The following is a 17028-nucleotide window of genomic DNA, read 5'->3' on the forward strand; positions in this document are numbered from 1 at the left end:
GTGGCTGGACTGATCAAACGTGAAGATATCGACGAAGTCCGCCAGCGCACAGACATCAAAGAAGTGGTGGACGGTTACGTCACCCTGAAAGGCGCGGGACTCGGAACCTTCAAGGGCCTGTGCCCTTTCCACGACGAGCGTTCGCCCTCGTTCACCGTGCGCCCGCAAGTGGGCCGTTACCACTGCTTCGGATGCGGCGAAGACGGCGATGCCATCTCGTTCGTCCAAAAGATGGATCACAGCTCGTTCCAGGAAGCGGTGGAAAAGCTCGCTGCAAGGATTGGTTACGAGCTCCGCTACGAAGACGGCGGCACCGGCCCCAACCGCGAAGAAGTCGGCAAACGGCAACGGCTCCTGGACGCGCACAAGATCGCGGACGAGTACTTCCGCTCCCAATTGCTTACCGGCGGCGCGGCAGAGGGCCGGAACTTCCTGCACGGCCGCGGCTTTGACCGGGCCGCCGCCGAACAGTTCGGCGTGGGCTATGCGCCGCAGGGTTGGGACTCGCTCCTCAAGCACCTCCGGGGCCGTGGTTTCACGGACGCCGAGCTGAGGCTTACCGGTATGTTTTCGGAAGGCAACAGGGGCATCTACGACCGTTTCCGTGGCCGGCTTATTTGGCCCATCCGCGACATTGCCGGAGACACCATCGGCTTCGGTGCCCGAAAACTCTATGAAGAGGACCAAGGCCCCAAATACCTGAACACTCCCGAAACGACGCTCTACAAGAAGTCCCAAGTGCTCTACGGCATCGATGTCGCGAAGCGGAACATCGCCAAGGACCGCCAGCTTGTGGTGGTGGAGGGCTACACGGACGTCATGGCCTGCCATTTGGCAGGGGTCGGCACCGCCGTGGCTACCTGCGGCACAGCGTTCGGTACGGACCACATCAAGGTCGCCCGCCGCTTGCTGTCCGACGACGGCAGCGGAGGAGAGGTCATCTTCACCTTCGACGGGGACGCCGCGGGCCAGAAAGCCGCGCTGCGCGCCTTCGAGGAGGACCAGCGATTCGTCGCCCAGACTTACGTCGCCGTGGAACCTACCGGGGCGGATCCGTGTGAACTCCGCCAGCTCAAGGGTGATGCAGCCGTCCGGGAACTGATCGGCACCCGCAAGCCCTTGTTCGAATTCGCCATCCGTGCCTCGCTCAAACGGCACAACCTGGACACCGTGGAAGGACGGGTGGCCGCACTCCGGGAGGGGGCGCCCGTCGTTGCCCAGATCCGCGATTCCGGACTCCGCCCGGGCTATGTGCGTGAGCTGGCCGGGTGGCTCGGCATGCCCATCGAAGAGGTCAGCCGCGCCGTGGGCCTCGCAGCCAAGCGCGCTGCCTCCGGGGCGTCGTCGACGTCCGGTTCCAGTACCCATGGAACGGGACCCTCGACGGCGGCAGTCCAGGCCGGGCCGGGAGCACCGGCAGGCCAGGCGGCAGCACCGCCGTCGGACGCTTCCAGCCCTTACATGCGCCCGGACCCGCGGGACCCGGTTGCAGCCATGGAGCGCCAGGCCCTTGAAGTGGTGATCCAGAATCCTGCCTCGCTCGGCGACGGCACCGTGCACCATGGCACGTGGCAGCGCTTCGAGGAGTCCCGTTTCACGACGCCCGCCTACGCAGCCGTACACACCGCTGTCCGGGCGGCCGGACTGGCGTACGCGGGCGACCCCGTCGCGTGGGTGGAGGGGATTCGCCGGGAAGTGCCGGAACCGCTGCAGGGCCTGGTCTCCGAGCTCGCGGTGGTGCCGTTGCCGGCCAGTACCCCGGAGGCGCTCCAGCGGTATTGCCGCGACATCCTGGCCCGCCTCTTCGAGCTGCAGATCACCAGGGTCAAGGCGGACAAAATGGGCCAGCTCCAGCGTCTGGATCCCGCGGCATTCCCTGAAGAATTCCAACGGCTCAACCGGGAACTCATGGAGTTGGAAATGCAGCGCCGGGCCCTCCGCGCGGACGGATGACGGCTTTTCGGAGACGCTTGATGGCGCCGATTTCGTTTCCTGCCCGGCCTTTGTTAGGCTAGTACCCGCTTCATTCCTCCGTAGCTCAATTGGCAGAGCATTCGACTGTTAATCGAAGGGTTACTGGTTCAAGTCCAGTCGGAGGAGCGCTACTGAAAAATCCCCGTCCTCGTAGGAGGGCGGGGATTTTTTGCGTGCCGAGTCAGCGAGGCCCGGGACGTCGGCCGCCCAGCTCGGGTTATAGGACAAAACGTGTGTAAATCCCGGGCGCGTCATGTGCGGCCTGCCCATCCTTTGCGGGTCCAGAGGCCTTCTTCGGCGATGAGGCCGGTGCTGTAGAGCTCAGGGCCTGGGTTCTGTTCGGTAGGGGCCGCGGGTGTGGTCTTGGCGGGGCGGTAATGACTGGTCTTGATGAGTTTGGCCGGTGGCAGCGGCTGCTCGCTGTGGAGGTAGAGGTACCATTCGATCGCGCGTTTGCGGTGCTCTTCGCTCATTCCGCGGTGTGCTCGGAGGAGTAGTCGGAGTTGGGCGTTGGTGCCGCCTTCAATGCGGTTGGTGGTCGAGGCGATCTGAAGGCCTGCGAACTCGGTGCGCAGGTAGGTGAACAGCGTCCCGGCCTGGCTGAGTCGTTCCAGGAGCCGGTATGCCTTGCGGAGCCTGTCATGGGTGTACCACCAGGCCTGATTGGCCCTGACCCATCCCGGCACGACGGCGGTGCCGTTTCGGTAGGTGCGGGCTTTGACCAGGTGCCCGTGGCTCCGGTGCCAGTCATTGAGCCCGCCTAGCCACGCGGCGGCTTCGGACGCGGTGGGGATCCTCGTCAATGCCCGCCCGAGCCGCAGCAATGCCTTGCCTGCGTCGGTCCGGGGCCGGCCAGTCAGGTAGGTGCGGACATTGCGCTGGACATGGACCAAGCAGCGTTGGACCGCGGTCTCACTCCAGCACTCGGACAGGGCTGCTGCGATTCCGGAGCCACCATCGGTAATCACGACGGTGGGGGCCCGGAACCGGCCGAGCAGGGCAGCCCACGCGGCCTTCTTTTCGGTGTCGCACCACTGCCAGCCGAGCACGTGATCCCCAGCGACAGCGATCAGGCAGCACCACGAGCCCACGTAGATCCCGTCGACCTGGATCTGGTCATGGATCTCGCCGGTGACCGGGATCTCCGGGGCGATGTTCCAACACCACGAGGTGCGGCGCCGAAAGGACCTTGCCGTTCCGAAGGAGGTCGCGGACGACTGGCTCGACGTGCCCAGCAGCCAGTCCAGGAACGCGTCCAATTCCGCACGCCGGCTCACGTCAGGACGTTCACCCGAACGGCTCGCCCCGCATTCCAGGCACCGGTATCGCTGCTTGCCGGCAGCTGTCTTGCCGTTCCGAACCAGCGCACGACCACAAATCAAACACTCCAGAGATATGCAAGCACCCCAGCCACACTAAGCTTCAAAAGCTTAGCTATCCCTGATTTCCCGCGCGCTCACTGGGAAGCAAGCCCCTCCCATACACACGTTTTGTCCTATAACCCCCCAGCTCATCCGAAAGGCGGGTAGCTGCCGTCGGAGACGAGGTCCGTGATTCCGTCGGGCGTCTCCATGAGGGGCCCGTGGCCGGGCAAGACATGCCGCACATCGAGCTTCCTCAAGGTTTCCGCGCTGGTTTTGGCCTCGGCGGGCTTGTGGTGGAACACCGCGGGGAGTAGCTGAGGTCCGCATGCCGGGCTGACGGCGTGGCCTGTGATGAGTGCGTCACCGGTAATCACTGCCATTGCGGACGGGACCAGGAAGGCCGCGTGTCCGCTCGTGTGTCCAGTGCAGGAAATGAGCTGCGGACGCCCGGGAAGCCCGTCCAGGACCTCCTGGGTGATGGCTTCCACCCCGGGGACCGCGACGTCGGACAAGCCGCCCGCGCGGACGGCGTGGAAGGCCCAGGCTCCCAAGCGAGGGTGCAGGATCCGCAGGCCGAAGTCCTTCACGCCGACCTGCTCCAGGATCTCGCGCCTGACATTCGGCAGTTCGGCGGCGTCGGCAAATACCGGGATACCCATGGCAGATAATCTCGCGGCATTGCCGATGTGGTCCGAATGGCCATGGGTCAGGAGCACCGCGGTGGCGTTTTCCATCGCCAGGCCCAGATATTCGATGCTGGATTGGAGGAGCGGCCAGTTTCCCGGATATCCCGTGTCAACGAGAGTGAATTTCTTGCTCCTCCGAAGGATGGTCCAATTGACGGCGGGGCCTTCGACGAAAAAGACGTCTTCTGCGACTTCCTTCACGTTGTTCCCGGGGGACCAGTTCTTCGACATGCTTCCGTCCGTTCGTGGCTGGCGGAGCATCATGTCTCCGGGGACCGTGGGGCGGTTTCAGCATAGCGGGGGAAGCCGTGACAAGGGCTTTGGACGGCCGTTTTCGAGCCGATTTCACTTGTGGCAAAACCTTTGCTAAAGTCATAACCGCTTCATTCCTCCGTAGCTCAATTGGCAGAGCATTCGACTGTTAATCGAAGGGTTACTGGTTCAAGTCCAGTCGGAGGAGCAAACAACAAATGAGCCCCGTATCGGTTATTTACCGGTACGGGGCTTATTTTGTTTTCATGTAAAGCGGGTTTGCCGTTTGTTCCACGCCGGAAAAATCGAATGCCGCATATCCGAAGAACCGGGTGCCTAGACGAAATCCATCTCGACTTGCAGGAACCGTGCGGCTTCTTCCACTGCATCCTGGAATGCCTGGTCTTCGGTGGGCGGGGTCCGTGGATCCCGTGGATGCCACTCGTGGGCCGCGGAATGGACGCGGGTGAAGCCTCCGCCAGGAGGCGCGTAGAAGATGCCGAAGCGCTGGACGGGCCATTCGGGTGATGTTTCGGGGGCTACCAACAAGGCCGATCCGTTGCTTGGGTTGAACCATTGGGCGATCGGCCTGCGGCGGTCTTCCGTGAAAAGCCCGGCGGCGTAGAGGGCCGCAGATTGGGGGCTGGTCACGGTGCACAGGCGGTCCCACCACAGCGGGAGGATGCCGTCATCCTTGCGCTGCCAGGGAGTCGGAAGAGGCTGCAATTCCTGCCAACGGGGCACATCTCAACTTTATCGCCGGGCACCGGACTGCAACAGATCCCGCGCGCTCCCGGCTGTTCAGTCGCGCTTCCAGGGGCCCGGATTGACGCGGTACAGGAGCGCCGCCCCTACGACGGCACCCAGGAGGGCGCCGAACAGCGGGTTTCCAGCCCGTGCGAGGAAGAAGCCGACGACGGCGCCAAGCACCGCGCCGATGAAAAGTCCCCGGCCGTTGCGGTTTGGTTTGCGCGTCATTCCTCGAGCCTACTTCCTGCGGTCCCGCACGTGCCCGCGGGCCCCCGCGCCGCCGTCGTCATCCCGCGTCAGTGGATGGACGGCACGGACCGGGGACGAACCACGAGCCACAACGCCGCGACTGCACAGGCAAGGCAGACTGCCTGGACTCCACCCATGGGGATGGCGGAACGGACGCCGAGCCAGCCGACGATCGGCGGAATGACGCCGGCCATGAAGAAGTTGGAGGCACCCAGGAGGGATGCCGCGGTTCCGGCTTGTGCGCTGTGCTTGGCCAAGGCGAGGACCTGGACGCAAGGGAACATGAAACCTGTTGCGAGGATGTAGAACCACAGCGGGACCACGATGCCCCACAGTCCGAAGTGGAGCATGTCGAAGGTGACGATGAGGGCCGCCATGAGCAACATCCATGCGGTGGCGACGGCCATGATCCATTGGGGCGCGACGCGCTTGATGACCCTCGAGCTGATCTGGACGCCGGCCACGATGCCCAAGGAGTTGATGCCGAAGAGCAGCCCGTATTCCTGCGGCGAGAAGTCGTAGACCTGCTGGAAAAGGAATGTGGACGCCGAAAGGTAAGCGAATAGTCCGCCGAAGTTGAACCCGCCCACCAGTAGCATGCCAACGAAAATGCGGTCGGCGAACACCGCTTTGTAGCGTTGGCCCGCCGTCGACGTCGATTGCCGGCGGAGTTCGGCAGGGTACGTTTCGCGGATGAGGAACACCGCGGCGATGATCACGAGCAGGCCGTAGATCGTGAGGAAGTAGAAGATCCCGGGCCACGGCATGATCAAAAGTAATTGGGAGCCGATGATGGGAGCGAGGATGGGCGCCAGGCCGTTGACCAGCGACATGCGGGAGAACATGCGGACCATGGCGTATCCGGCGAAGAGGTCGCGCACCATGGCCATGGCCACGACGCCGCCGCCCGCGGCTCCGACGCCCATGAGGACGCGGAACAACGCGAGTGTTCCGATGTCCGTGGAAAGTGCGGCGCCGAGCGAGGATCCGATGTGCAATGCGGTAGCGAGGATCAAAGGCATGCGGCGCCCGAATTTGTCACTGAAAGGCCCCACTACCAATTGCCCGACGGCGAAGCCAACCGTTGTGCCGGTCAATGTGAGTTGAATCGCAGCAGCCGGGACGTCGAAATGATGCTCCAAAGCCGGGAACGCCGGTAGATAAAGGTCTACCGTAAATGGACCCAAGGCGGTAAGCGCCCCAAGGAGGAGGATATAGAGGAGTTTTTCTCGTCGGCTCAGGGAATCGCCCGGTGCAGGGGGAGTGGTCACGATCACCAATCCTAGGTGCCAAAGATCATATTTATCAGGTTCGAAGGGGCGCGCCGCGCGACTATACCGGAAGTTGGGGCTGAAGGTGAATGGTAGTTTTGTGGACAGGTGCGCGTGGGCAGTTATTCGTCCCGGCACTGTGCCGGGGTAGGAGCAAAGTAGGAAGCAGTGAGGCGGAACCAATGAGTGGACGTCACAGCGGACGGGCTGGCCAGCGCCCGGGTATTTCGGCATTGCCGGACACCCTCAAACTTGCAGCCAGGCTCGCGCCGAGGCAGCTTAATGACGAAATCAGCCTGGCCAAGATGGAACTCGCGGGCAAAGGGAAGCAACTCGGGGTGGCGGGTGCATTTGTCGGCGTCGCGCTTGTCTTCGTGGGATTCCTCGTCATTGCCTTGGTTGTCGCAGCCATCCTTGGCCTCGCCACTGTCATGCCTGCCTGGCTGGCGGCGCTGGTTGTCGCGGCCGCGTTCCTCCTGATCGTCCTGATCGGTTCTTTGATCGGCCTCCGTGGGTTCAAGAAGGCCATGCCCGTCCTGCCCGAGCAGACCGTCCGTGGCGTCAAGCACGATCTCGGCATCCTCAAGGAAGGATCGTCGTTCGACGCCAGCGTCCTCGACCCGTCGTCGGACGCGTACAAAGCCGCGCAGGCCGCCAAGGCCGCGAAGGCTGAAATGGCAAAGGCCGAAAAGGCGGCCAAGGACGCCGCCCGCAAAGCCGAGCAGCCCCCTGCACCCAGCGAGGCCGAGCTTCTCCGGCGCTTGAAGCAGCGCCGCGAGCACCTTGCCAGTGTGCGTGACCAGCTCAACGTCGAACTCGACGTCAAGACCCAAGGAAAGGCCCTCCTCAACGCCGCCGAGCACAAGCTCGACGACGGCCGCCGGTTCGCATCCAAGACGTTCACCGATCTCTCCGCCAAAGTCCCGGCCGGCCTCACCGAAAGGCTCATCGCCCGCTGGAAGGAAATCTTCCTCTTCGCCGCCTCCGCCACGGTGGCGACCGTGGGATTGAGGAAGCTGTTCAAGAAGTAATCGAGACGGCTATCGACACCACCAGCCGCGGATTGCAGGAAGGGGGACAGATGAAATTCATCGGCGCAGGCGCCCGCCCTGGGCAACCGCAAATCGATCACGATCTCGTCTTCACCGTCCCCAATTTCCTGACCGTCCTGCGCTTCATGGGCGTTCCGGTCTTCGTCTGGCTGGTCCTTTGGGAGAAGGAATACGGCTTCGCCGTGCTGGTCCTTGCCATCATGGGCGGGACCGACTGGGTGGACGGCTATGTGGCCAGGCGCTTCAACCAGGCCTCCAAGCTGGGCCGCGTCCTCGACCCCGCGGCCGACCGCCTCGCCCTCATCACCGTTGCCGTAACCCTTGCCTTGGCCGGCGTGGTCGATTGGTGGTACCTCGCCGCACTGGTGGTTCCCGACGTGATCCTTGGCACAGCCTCCCTTTTCTACTTCCATAGCCACCCGGACCTTCCCGTGAGCCGCGTCGGCAAGATCCGGACTGCGTTCCTTCTCGTCGGCACGCCACTCCTGGTGCTCTCCAAGTTGGCGGTTCCTTTCGCCGGGACCTACTTCGTTATCGCCTGGTGCTGCCTCGGCCTCGGCCTCCTGGGGCACTGGGTGGCCGCCTACAACTACTTCTGGGCGATCCTCCGCAAGGGCAAAGAGCTGAAAGCCCACGACGGCGGTCGTCGCTGATGGTCTGGTTCGCTGTACTTCTCGCCGTGCTCGGCGCTTTTTGCCTCGCCATCGGCGCCCAACGCCAAGGGAGCGCCGTCAAGGCGGACACTGGTGGCCTCGCGCTCAGCTCCCGCGGATTCCTGCGGCTCCTGCGCAACCCGCGGTGGGTCCTGGGACTCTTGCTGCTTGGCTTGGGGATGGCCATGAACGCGATCGCCCTGGTCTCTGCCCCCCTGACCGTGGTCCAGCCGATCGGCGCCATCGCCTTGGTAATCACCACCGTCGTCAACGCCAAGGACCAAGGCCTCACCATCAACCGGGGGACCGTCGTAGCCATCTCGTCCTGTGTGACGGGCTCGGCGTTGTTCGTCCTCCTGGCGGTCAACGCCACTCAGGAAAACCACCATGTGAGCGGCGAAGACGAAGCAACCATTGTGCTCCTCCTCGCGCTTGCCGTGGGACTGTTCGGATCGCTCGCGGCGATGTTCCGGCACCGCATGAACGCCTTCGTGTACATCCTCGGCGCCGGGGTGCTCTTCGGTTTCGTGGCTGTGTTGACGCGCATCATCGGCAGGCACTTGCTGGATCCGAACGGACTGTTTCTGCTCAACGTCCAGTGGTACACCGTGGTGGCCATCGCAGCTGCCGGCGGGCTCGGTTCCTGGTTCGTCCAGAGCGCCTATTCCAGCGGACCACCGGACCTGGTCATCGCGGGCCTGACCGTGATTGACCCCATTGTGGGCATTGCGATCGGCATCGCCATTTTGGGTGAGCTTCGTCCCGATGTCCACGCCGTGCTGGCAATCGCCATGGCTGCGGCCGCTCTCCTTGCTATCGTGGGAGTTATTGCCCTGAGCCGGCACCATCCCGAAGTCACCAAGCGCAAACGTGACGCGAAGGCGGCATCCAGCCGGAAGGCCTAGGTCAATAGCTCGACAACAGTGCCCCGCACACCTGCGGCCGGCAACCGGCGAAAACATCGGAGGGCCAAGCGCCTTTCGACGTTCGCACCGTGACAATCAGGAGTTCTCCACGTGACCATTCCCGAAACCACCAAACCCCTCACCATCCTGATAGCGGCAGACACCTACCCGCCGCACGTCAACGGCGCAGCCCAGTTCGGGTACAGGCTGGCCAAGGGCATGACGGCGCGGGGACACAACGTCCACGTCCTGGCCTGCAGGGCGGACAGCGGAAAGAGCTTCACCGAATTCCGGGACGAAGCCACGGTGCATCGCCTGAGGTCCCACGCGGTGTTCACGCATGAATATTTCCGGATCTGCTTCCCTTGGGAAATCAAGAAGGAAATAGCGCTGCTCTTTGACCGGGTGAAGCCCGACGTCGTGCACATCCAAAGCCATTACATGATCGGTGAACACGTCCTGTACGAGGCCGTGAAGCGCGGCATCCGGGTGGTGGCCACCAACCACTTCATGCCGGAAAACCTCAATCCCTTCCTACCCTTCCCGCAGTGGTTCAAGAACATCATCGGGCGTATTTCGTGGAAGGACATGGGCAAGGTCATGGGCCAGGCCGACGTCGTCACCACGCCCACTCCGTTGGCCGCCAAGGCCATGCACCAGCACGCCTTCCTGCGCAAGGTCCTGCCCTTGTCCAACGGGATCGACTCCGCGGCGTACGAGGTCAAGCCCGACGAAGTCATTGAACCCCATCCCTACCCGACGGTCCTCTTCGTCGGACGCCTCGCCGAGGAAAAGCACGTGGACGTGCTGATCGATGCGATCTCCAAGACGCCCGCGGAGCTCAACGTGCACCTGGAAATCGTGGGAGGCGGCGAAGTCCGTCCCGCCCTCGAGGCCCAGGCGAAGCGCCTAGGCCTAGGGGACCGCGTCAAGTTCGTTGGACTGGCAAGCGATGAGGAGCTGCGCAAGGCGTACATTCGCGCCGACATCTTCTGCATGCCTGGAACCGCCGAACTGCAGTCCCTCGTGACGCTCGAGGCGATGTCGGCCTCGACGCCGGTGCTCCTCGCCAACGCCATGGCGCTGCCGCACCTCGTCAACGAAGGCGAGAACGGTCATCTCTTCACTCCCGGCGACAGCAACGAACTCGCCGCACGGATCACAGAGCTTTTCCGCCTCCCCGCCGGCGAACTGGAGACCATGGGCAAGGCCAGCCGATGCATGGTGGAACCGCACAGCATCCAAGGGACCCTGCAGACCTTCGAGGATCTTTACCGCGGTGCGTCCTACGAGGACAAGGTGCTTTAGCGGTCACGCGGCGGAGCAATGGCCTTGGCGGGCGAATTGTTTTGCTAGAGTGTTTTGGCCGGGCGCTGACAGTGCTTCCGGCCGACACGGGGCTATAGCTCAGCTGGTTAGAGCGCGGGACTCATAATCCTAAGGTCCTCGGTTCAAGTCCGAGTAGCCCTACGGGAGAGGAGCCTTTGACTCACGGAAACGTGAGCCAAAGGCTCCTTTTTGTTGTGCAGGTTTTGTTGCGGTGTGTCACTCGTTGCGATAAGTTACTCATCGGTAACTTAAGCGAAGGGGTGCCATGTCCAAGCCAGCAATCGATCTCGACAACCTCCCATATGCCGACGGGGATTTCTTCGGCTTTGAGGACCTGCTCACGGGAAAGGAGAAGGACAGGCTGGCCGAGATCAGGGACTTCCTCTCCCGCGAAGTCAGGCCGATCGCTGTTGACTGGTGGAACCGCGGCGAGTTCCCCCTTGACCTCATCCCCAAGCTCGCGGAGATAGATCTGGTCAGCCCCGTGAAGCGGCAGGGCCATTCTCACGTCTTTGCCGGACTCATCCACGCCGAAGTCACCCGCGCCGATACCTCGATTGCCACGTTTATGGGCGTCCACGACGGCTTGTTCACCGGCTCCATCGAGGCGCTCGCCTCGCAAGAGCAGCAAGACGAATGGCTCCCGGAGATCTACTCCCTCAAGAAGGTGGGTGCCTTCGGGCTGACCGAACCCCTGGGCGGTTCGGATGTAGCCGGAGGTACCCGGACCACAGCGCGCCGGGACGGGGATTCGTGGATCCTCAACGGCGCCAAGCGATGGATCGGCAACGCGACGTTCTCCGACTGGGTGGTGGTTTTTGCCCGGGACCTCGCCGACAACCAGGTCAAGGCGTTCATGGTGGACACCGGCCTTCCCGGATTCAAGGCCAGCAAGATCGAAAACAAGATCTCCCTGCGGATCGTTCAAAACGCGGACATCACCCTCGATAACGTTGTGGTTCCGGACTCCTTCAAACTGGCCAATGCGAACAGCTTCAAGGACGTCAACAAGGTACTCAAGGTCACGCGGCTCGCGGTTGCCTGGCAGGCTGTCGGCCAGCAACTCGCGGCGTTCGACGTCGCCCGGCGCTATGCGGTGGAACGCATCCAGTTCGGGAAGCCCTTGGCCGCTTTCCAACTGGTGCAGGACCAACTCGTGCAAATTCTCGGCAATGCGGTCAGTTCGATGGGCATGATGGTCCGCCTTGCCCAACTCGAGGACGCTGGAGTGGCCAGGGACGAACAATCCGCCCTGGCTAAAGCGTTCACCACGGCCCGCATGCGCGAAAGCGTTGCCTTGGGCCGCAGCATCCTCGGCGGCAACGGGATTGTCACCGACTTCGGAATGGCCAAGATCTTCGCCGACGCAGAGGCGATCTACTCCTACGAAGGCACGCACGAAATCAACACCCTGGTTGCCGGACGGGCGATCACTGGAGTCTCCGCCATCGTCTAGGCGCAATGCTATTTACCATCCGCCGGCCCTGGTTCATTGAACGCTGGCCGGTTAAGGGGAAGCAGCACCGACGGGCGGAGATCAGTGACGAACGCGAGGGGATTGACGTAGTCCTCTCCGCGCCGGACACCCCAGTGGAGGCACGGAATAGCCTCGCGATGGCCGTTTTCCAAAGTTCCGATGACTTGGCCTTTGGACACCGGAGCGCCTTCCTTGAGCTCGGACTTCACAGGTTCGAAGCTGCTCCGGATCCCGCCGCCGTGGTCGACTGTGATCACAGGCCTGTCCACCACGGTGCCCACGAAGCTCACGGTGCCGTCCGCAGGAGAGGTAACCGGGCCGGCGTCGTACGCTGCTTGCAAGTCCACGCCGCGGTGCCCGCTCAACCACGGCTTGTCCGGCGGTTCGAAACGCCGCAGGACCGGCGGAACGGGAGGCAGCGGCCACGACCACTCCGGCCGGGTGCGGGATACCCCTTGGCCGGCCGGAGGAGCGGCCTCAGCCCATACGGGCGTGCTCGCGGGCGCCGCGAGAGCCAGCACCAAGATGAGATGGAACAAGGATTTCGCCGTTCGCATGGCACCAGCCTTCGGCATCCTGTCGGCTCCCGGTAGCCCGGAAGACGGCTATGTGGAAAACCGCGGAAAGCAGCATTCCCGAAGCTACGGAGTGAGAACGGCCAGCTGCCGGGTCGCCCGGGTCATTCCGACATAACGGTCCACGGTGCCCTCGATACCCGCGCCGAATGCCTCCGGGTCAACCAGCACCACAAGATCGAACTCCAAGCCCTTCGACTCTTCCGGCGACAAGACGCTCACACGCGGAATTCCCCGCACTGAGTCGAAGCCTGACGGCGTCGCACTGATGACGCACGCAGTGCCTTCCGTGTGGGTGGAGAGCCAATCGTCGAGGACCTGCTCCAGATCCGACGCAGCCGCATGAAGCACGGGGATACCGCTGCTTCGGATGGACGAGGGCACGTTGGCATCCGGAAGCGCGGCCCTGATGACGTGCTCGGCTTCCGCCATGATCTCGGAGGGCGTGCGGTAGTTGACCCCGAGGGGCGCCACGGTGACGGCGGGCATCCCGATCCGGCCGAGCCTTTCCTGCCAGGACTCGGCGAATCCATGCCTGGACTGGGCACGGTCCCCGACCACCGTGAAGCTGCGGGACGGGCAACGGAGCAAGAGCATGCGCCATTGCGCGTCGGTCAGTTCCTGTGCTTCGTCCACGATGATGTGGGCGAACGGCCCGGCGAGCTGGTCCGGCTCGGCTTGGGGCAAGGCATCGTAGTCGACCAACTTCTCCTGCATGTCCTGCCCACACAGCATCGACATCACAAGGAGCTCCGAATCGTCCGCGGCCACCAGGTCTTCGACCACACGATCCATGAGCTCCCGCTCGCTGGCGATTGCCGCGTTATGAAGGCGCTTGCGCCGGGACGATTCCGGATCACCGAGGCGTTGCCTGGCCGCGTCCAGCAACGGCAAATCGGAGACCGTCCAAGCCGTCAGCTCAGTGTTCCGGGCCAGCGCCGTCCGCAGCATCGCGGTGGTGGCGTCGTCGCCGTCGTACGTGTCCTGATGCCTGTCCATGAGGATTCCGAGCAACTCTTCCCAAACCTCGTCCCGGGCTTCATTGTGCGGGGTGCCGGGTGAAGGGGCGGCAAACGCGTCTGCCCAGTCCCGGGCGCCGAGCAGGAAATCGCCGTACGGAGTTTCCACCTCCACATCCATGGCCGGCGGCTCCTCGTAGAACCTGACTGCCGCTTCGATCGCGTTCACGAGGTCCGCGGACGATTTCAAGCCCGCAACCTGCGGATCTGATTCGACGACGGCGGTGGCTCCCTCGGGAACCAGGTCCCGCAAAGTGCACATCTGCACGCCTTCCTCGCCCAGGCTTGGGAGGACGTCAGCGACGTAGGCCAGGAAGCGCCGGTGCGGGCCGACGAGCAGCACGTGGCTTGAGCTGCGGGTGCTGCGATGGCCGAAGCGCGGGTCGGAATAGAGGAGGTATGCGGCGCGGTGCAAAGCCACAACCGTCTTTCCGGTACCCGGGCCGCCGTCGACCACTAATGTCCCGCGGGAGGAAGCCCTGGTGACGGCGTCCTGTTCGGCCGCGATGGTGCCGAGGACGTCGCGCATCCGGTCGGAACGGCTGCTGCCCAGGCTTGCGATAAACGCGGAAAGGTCTTCGAGGGCCGCCTGCCCTTCGAGGCCTTCCGGGGTGAACGCCTCGTCCCAATAGTCGCTGACACGGCCGCGGTTCCAGCGATAACGACGGCGGCTGGCGACGCCCATCGCTTGGGCGTGTGTGGCTCCGAAGAACGGCTCGGCGGCAGGGGAGCGCCAGTCGACGAGCAGTCGCCGGCCTGCACTGTCCGTGAGGCCAAGCCGTCCGATGTACATGGGCTCCGGACTGCCGGCCAGGACGATGCGGCCGAGGCACAGAGCCAGGCCGAAGCGGCGCAAGGCGCGGAGGCGGGCGGTGATCCGCCGCACTTCCGCGTCCCGCTCGAGGGCTTCCTGCCCTGGCCGGCCCGGTGCCTTGCGTGCTTTGTCGAGGCTGTCGGAGAGCTCGGCGATCGAGTGTTCGAGGCTTTCTGCGATGGAGGCGAAGTGGCGCTCGTCGTCGGCAATGAGCACGGGGTCGGATTTGCGGACGAGGTGGTCGGGAAGATCGAACGCGCTGGTGGACAGGGGCATGTGGTCAACTCCATTTCCGGGCGGGCAGCAACCAATTCTGCGCCGGGCAGCAACCAATTCTGCGCCAGGGCGGGGGCCTTGCGGCAAGGGCCGGGGGCGGGGATATCCTGAAAATGGAGAGGGAAAACCGTGGCTGGTGCCGCGGTTTTCGCGGTCATGGGGCTGGGTCCGCTGTAGTACACTTGGTGGAGCAGTCTGCTGTGCCCTCAAGCTTGTTCAGGAGCGCGTCTCATTCAGTTGCGCGAGGGTGTCAGGCTGACTACGCGTATCCAACCCTCCAACGGTGAATCCCCATGGATTCGATGCTGAGGAGGATTGTGCCTCTTGCGGTCCGGTGAGCCATCGCCGGATGAGGGGTGCAATGGATGCCAGGAGCCGGGCCCGATCGGGTCAGGCTAACCAACCGTCAACTATTGGCAGGGTAAGAGCGGCCCGTGTGGCTCTCTCATGAATGACCTGCCGGAAGGAGCGTCGGCATGCCCGTCGTAACCATGCGCCAGCTGCTTGACAGCGGCGTCCACTTTGGACACCAGACCCGTCGTTGGAACCCGAAGATGAAGCGGTTCATCTTCACGGAGCGCAACGGCATCTACATCATCGACCTTCAGCAGTCGCTGTCCTACATCGACCGCGCTTTCGAGTTCGTCAAGGCTACTGTCGCCCACGGCGGCACCGTCCTGTTCGTCGGCACCAAGAAGCAGGCCCAGGAAGCAATTGCTGAGCAGGCTACCCGCGTTGGCCAGCCGTACGTCAACCAGCGTTGGTTGGGCGGTATGCTCACCAACTTCCAGACCGTTGCCAAGCGTATCCAGCGCATGAAGGAACTCGAAGAGATCAACTTCGAGGACGTCGCCGGCTCCGGCTACACCAAGAAGGAACTCCTGCTCCTCAAGCGCGAGCTCACCAAGCTGGAGACCAACCTCGGTGGTATCCGCAACCTGAGCAAGGCTCCTTCCGTCCTGTGGGTTGTCGACACCAAGAAGGAACACCTTGCTGTTGACGAAGCCAAGAAGCTGAACATCCCGGTTGTTGCCATCCTGGACACCAACTGCGACCCCGACGAAGTCGATTTCCCGATCCCGGGCAACGACGACGCCATCCGCTCCGTCAACCTGCTGACCCGCGTCGTTGCCGACGCCGTTGCCGAGGGCCTCATCGCCCGCAACCAGCGCGCAACGGGTACCACGGAAGCTCCGGAAGAGCCGCTGGCCGAGTGGGAGCGCGAGCTCCTCGAGGGCAGCAAGGCCGAAGCTGCGGCTGCTGAAGCTGCTGAAGCCCCGGCCACCGAAGCTCCCGCCGGCGAAGCCGACAAGTAAATCCGGACCTTCCCGGCGCCGGATAGTGGCGCCGGGAGTTACTGACAGGATGGTGGCCCACGAGGTGGGCTGCCGTCCTGTCAGTCCGTAAACACATAAATTTCTAGACAGAGGGGTTCACATGGCGAACTACACTGCTGCTGACATCAAGGCCCTGCGCGAGCGCACCGGCGCCGGCATGATGGACGTCAAGAAGGCTCTTGACGAAGCCAACGGCGACGCCGAGAAGGCCATCGAGATCATCCGCATCAAGGGCCTCAAGGGCGCTACGAAGCGTGAAGGCCGCTCCACCGCCGAAGGCCTGGTTGCCGCCAAGGTCACCGGTAACGTCGGCGTCATGATCGAAGTCAACTGCGAGACCGACTTCGTTGCCAAGGCCGACCGCTTCATCCAGCTGGCCGACAAGGTCCTGGCAACCGCCGTCGAGTCCGGCGCTGCCGACCTCGAGACCCTGCTGGCCACCGACGTCGACGGCAAGCCGGTTTCCGAGTACGTCATCGAAGAAGGCGCCGTCCTCGGCGAGAAGGTTGTGGTTCGCCGCATCGCCCGCATCGAAGGCGGCACGGTTGACGCCTACCTGCACAAGACCTCCAAGGACCTCCCGGCCCAGGTCGGCGTCCTGTTCGCTGTCGAGGGCGAAGGCGAAGCCGCCGCAACCGCAGCCCACGACGTCGCTGTCCACGTCGCAGCCATGGCTCCGAACTACCTGACCCGCGAAGACGTCCCGGCCGAACTGGTCGAGTCCGAGCGCCGCATCGCCGAGGAAACCGCCAAGGCTGAAGGCAAGCCCGAAGCTGCCCTCCCGAAGATCGTGGAAGGCCGCGTGACCGGCTTCTACAAGGGCGAGGTCCTCCTGGACCAGGCGTTTGCGAAGGACTCCAAGAAGACCGTTGCCCAGGTCCTCGAAGAGGCCGGCGTCAAGGCAACCGCAGTGGCCCGCTTCCGCGTCGGAAACTAGTCAGTCATAAAAAAGGGGTGGTCACTTCGGTGGCCGCCCCTTTTTCATGCAATGGATCGCCCGCATCGCCGGGCGTCCGGGTCAGCGGCTTTATGCCCTGGCCCCCAG

General features: G+C 63.6%; 15 protein-coding genes and 3 tRNA genes. 11 read left to right on the forward strand and 7 right to left on the reverse strand.

Features of this window, described 5'->3' with window-relative positions:
* Nucleotides 1–1953, forward strand: coding sequence for a DNA primase (gene dnaG / locus ABCW42_RS06875; protein WP_423184145.1), 1953 nt, complete (start codon nt 1–3; stop codon nt 1951–1953).
* A gap of 74 nt (nt 1954–2027) precedes the next feature.
* Nucleotides 2028–2100, forward strand: a tRNA-Asn gene (locus ABCW42_RS06880).
* A 125-nt stretch (nt 2101–2225) separates the two neighbouring features.
* On the opposite strand, the gene ABCW42_RS06885 is transcribed toward ABCW42_RS06880, so the two are convergent.
* Together ABCW42_RS06885 and ABCW42_RS06890 are read right to left on the reverse strand one after the other, a co-directional pair.
* Entirely contained in the window at nt 2226–3356 is a 1131-nt protein-coding gene (locus ABCW42_RS06885) for an IS1249 family transposase (RefSeq protein ID WP_423184146.1), read from the reverse strand.
* Nucleotides 3357–3484: 128 nt separating this feature from the next.
* Nucleotides 3485–4255 (reverse strand): MBL fold metallo-hydrolase, encoded by a 771-nt coding sequence (locus tag ABCW42_RS06890; RefSeq protein WP_423184147.1) that lies wholly within the window; start codon nt 4253–4255, stop codon nt 3485–3487.
* Nucleotides 4256–4411: 156 nt separating this feature from the next.
* On the opposite strand from ABCW42_RS06890, the gene ABCW42_RS06895 reads away from it, so the two are divergent.
* Nucleotides 4412–4484 (forward strand) — tRNA-Asn (locus tag ABCW42_RS06895).
* A gap of 128 nt (nt 4485–4612) precedes the next feature.
* Here ABCW42_RS06895 and ABCW42_RS06900 read toward each other — a convergent pair.
* The 3 genes from ABCW42_RS06900 to ABCW42_RS06910 all read right to left on the reverse strand — a co-directional run bounded on the left by ABCW42_RS06900 (nt 4613) and on the right by ABCW42_RS06910 (nt 6552).
* The gene (locus ABCW42_RS06900) at nt 4613–5020 is read right to left on the reverse strand and encodes a hypothetical protein (protein WP_133202828.1); all 408 of its coding nucleotides are present in this window, start codon (nt 5018–5020) and stop codon (nt 4613–4615) included.
* Between the two features lie 57 nt (nt 5021–5077).
* The gene (locus tag ABCW42_RS06905; protein WP_423184148.1) at nt 5078–5254 is read right to left on the reverse strand and encodes a hypothetical protein; all 177 of its coding nucleotides are present in this window, start codon (nt 5252–5254) and stop codon (nt 5078–5080) included.
* Between the two features lie 68 nt (nt 5255–5322).
* Nucleotides 5323–6552 carry a multidrug effflux MFS transporter gene (locus tag ABCW42_RS06910; RefSeq protein WP_423184149.1) on the reverse strand — a complete coding sequence of 410 codons (1230 nt, stop codon included), beginning with the start codon at nt 6550–6552 and terminating at the stop codon, nt 5323–5325.
* Nucleotides 6553–6728: 176 nt separating this feature from the next.
* Between ABCW42_RS06910 and ABCW42_RS06915 the strand changes: the two genes are divergently transcribed.
* From ABCW42_RS06915 to ABCW42_RS06940, 6 genes are all read left to right on the forward strand, one after another.
* Nucleotides 6729–7577 (forward strand): phage holin family protein, encoded by an 849-nt coding sequence (locus tag ABCW42_RS06915; RefSeq protein ID WP_423184150.1) that lies wholly within the window; start codon nt 6729–6731, stop codon nt 7575–7577.
* 50 nt (nt 7578–7627) lie between these two features.
* A complete protein-coding gene (locus ABCW42_RS06920) occupies nt 7628–8251 on the forward strand; it encodes a CDP-alcohol phosphatidyltransferase family protein (RefSeq protein WP_423184151.1) in 624 nt (207 codons plus the stop codon).
* Nucleotides 8251–9156 (forward strand): DMT family transporter, encoded by a 906-nt coding sequence (locus ABCW42_RS06925; RefSeq protein WP_133202832.1) that lies wholly within the window; start codon nt 8251–8253, stop codon nt 9154–9156. Before ABCW42_RS06920 ends, ABCW42_RS06925 begins: the two co-directional genes overlap by 1 nt.
* A 111-nt stretch (nt 9157–9267) precedes the next feature.
* On the forward strand, nt 9268–10464 hold the full coding sequence (locus ABCW42_RS06930) for a glycosyltransferase (protein WP_423184152.1): 1197 nt from the start codon (nt 9268–9270) through the stop codon (nt 10462–10464).
* A gap of 88 nt (nt 10465–10552) precedes the next feature.
* Nucleotides 10553–10626, forward strand: a tRNA-Ile gene (locus ABCW42_RS06935).
* Nucleotides 10627–10750: 124 nt separating this feature from the next.
* Complete coding sequence (locus ABCW42_RS06940) at nt 10751–11941, forward strand: acyl-CoA dehydrogenase family protein (protein WP_423184153.1); 1191 nt, start codon at nt 10751–10753, stop codon at nt 11939–11941.
* Between the two features lie 8 nt (nt 11942–11949).
* On the opposite strand, the gene ABCW42_RS06945 is transcribed toward ABCW42_RS06940, so the two are convergent.
* Together ABCW42_RS06945 and ABCW42_RS06950 are read right to left on the reverse strand one after the other, a co-directional pair.
* Nucleotides 11950–12519, reverse strand: coding sequence for a M23 family metallopeptidase (locus ABCW42_RS06945; protein ID WP_423184154.1), 570 nt, complete (start codon nt 12517–12519; stop codon nt 11950–11952).
* Between the two features lie 84 nt (nt 12520–12603).
* Nucleotides 12604–14646 (reverse strand): HelD family protein, encoded by a 2043-nt coding sequence (locus ABCW42_RS06950; protein ID WP_423184155.1) that lies wholly within the window; start codon nt 14644–14646, stop codon nt 12604–12606.
* 476 nt (nt 14647–15122) lie between these two features.
* Between ABCW42_RS06950 and rpsB the strand changes: the two genes are divergently transcribed.
* Entirely contained in the window at nt 15123–15962 is an 840-nt protein-coding gene (gene rpsB, locus ABCW42_RS06955) for a 30S ribosomal protein S2 (protein WP_423184156.1), read from the forward strand.
* A gap of 121 nt (nt 15963–16083) precedes the next feature.
* The gene (gene tsf / locus ABCW42_RS06960; RefSeq protein ID WP_423184157.1) at nt 16084–16920 is read left to right on the forward strand and encodes a translation elongation factor Ts; all 837 of its coding nucleotides are present in this window, start codon (nt 16084–16086) and stop codon (nt 16918–16920) included.
* The last annotated feature ends 108 nt before the right edge of the window (nt 16921–17028 follow it).

It is taken from the genome of Arthrobacter sp. NyZ413 (assembly GCF_049390645.1).
Taxonomy (GTDB): domain Bacteria; phylum Actinomycetota; class Actinomycetes; order Actinomycetales; family Micrococcaceae; genus Arthrobacter.

What these genes read in the sequence shown, in the direction of transcription:
- ABCW42_RS06940 (WP_423184153.1), top strand. Translation starts at nt 10,751, where the DNA reads ATGTCCAAGCCAGCAATCGATCTCGACAACCTCCCATATGCCGACGGG.
- ABCW42_RS06890 (WP_423184147.1), bottom strand. Translation starts at nt 4,255, where the DNA reads ATGTCGAAGAACTGGTCCCCCGGGAACAACGTGAAGGAAGTCGCAGAA.
- rpsB (WP_423184156.1), top strand. Translation starts at nt 15,123, where the DNA reads ATGCCCGTCGTAACCATGCGCCAGCTGCTTGACAGCGGCGTCCACTTT.
- ABCW42_RS06945 (WP_423184154.1), bottom strand. Translation starts at nt 12,519, where the DNA reads ATGCGAACGGCGAAATCCTTGTTCCATCTCATCTTGGTGCTGGCTCTC.
- ABCW42_RS06920 (WP_423184151.1), top strand. Translation starts at nt 7,628, where the DNA reads ATGAAATTCATCGGCGCAGGCGCCCGCCCTGGGCAACCGCAAATCGAT.
- ABCW42_RS06905 (WP_423184148.1), bottom strand. Translation starts at nt 5,254, where the DNA reads ATGACGCGCAAACCAAACCGCAACGGCCGGGGACTTTTCATCGGCGCG.
- tsf (WP_423184157.1), top strand. Translation starts at nt 16,084, where the DNA reads ATGGCGAACTACACTGCTGCTGACATCAAGGCCCTGCGCGAGCGCACC.
- ABCW42_RS06925 (WP_133202832.1), top strand. Translation starts at nt 8,251, where the DNA reads ATGGTCTGGTTCGCTGTACTTCTCGCCGTGCTCGGCGCTTTTTGCCTC.
- ABCW42_RS06915 (WP_423184150.1), top strand. Translation starts at nt 6,729, where the DNA reads ATGAGTGGACGTCACAGCGGACGGGCTGGCCAGCGCCCGGGTATTTCG.
- ABCW42_RS06950 (WP_423184155.1), bottom strand. Translation starts at nt 14,646, where the DNA reads ATGCCCCTGTCCACCAGCGCGTTCGATCTTCCCGACCACCTCGTCCGC.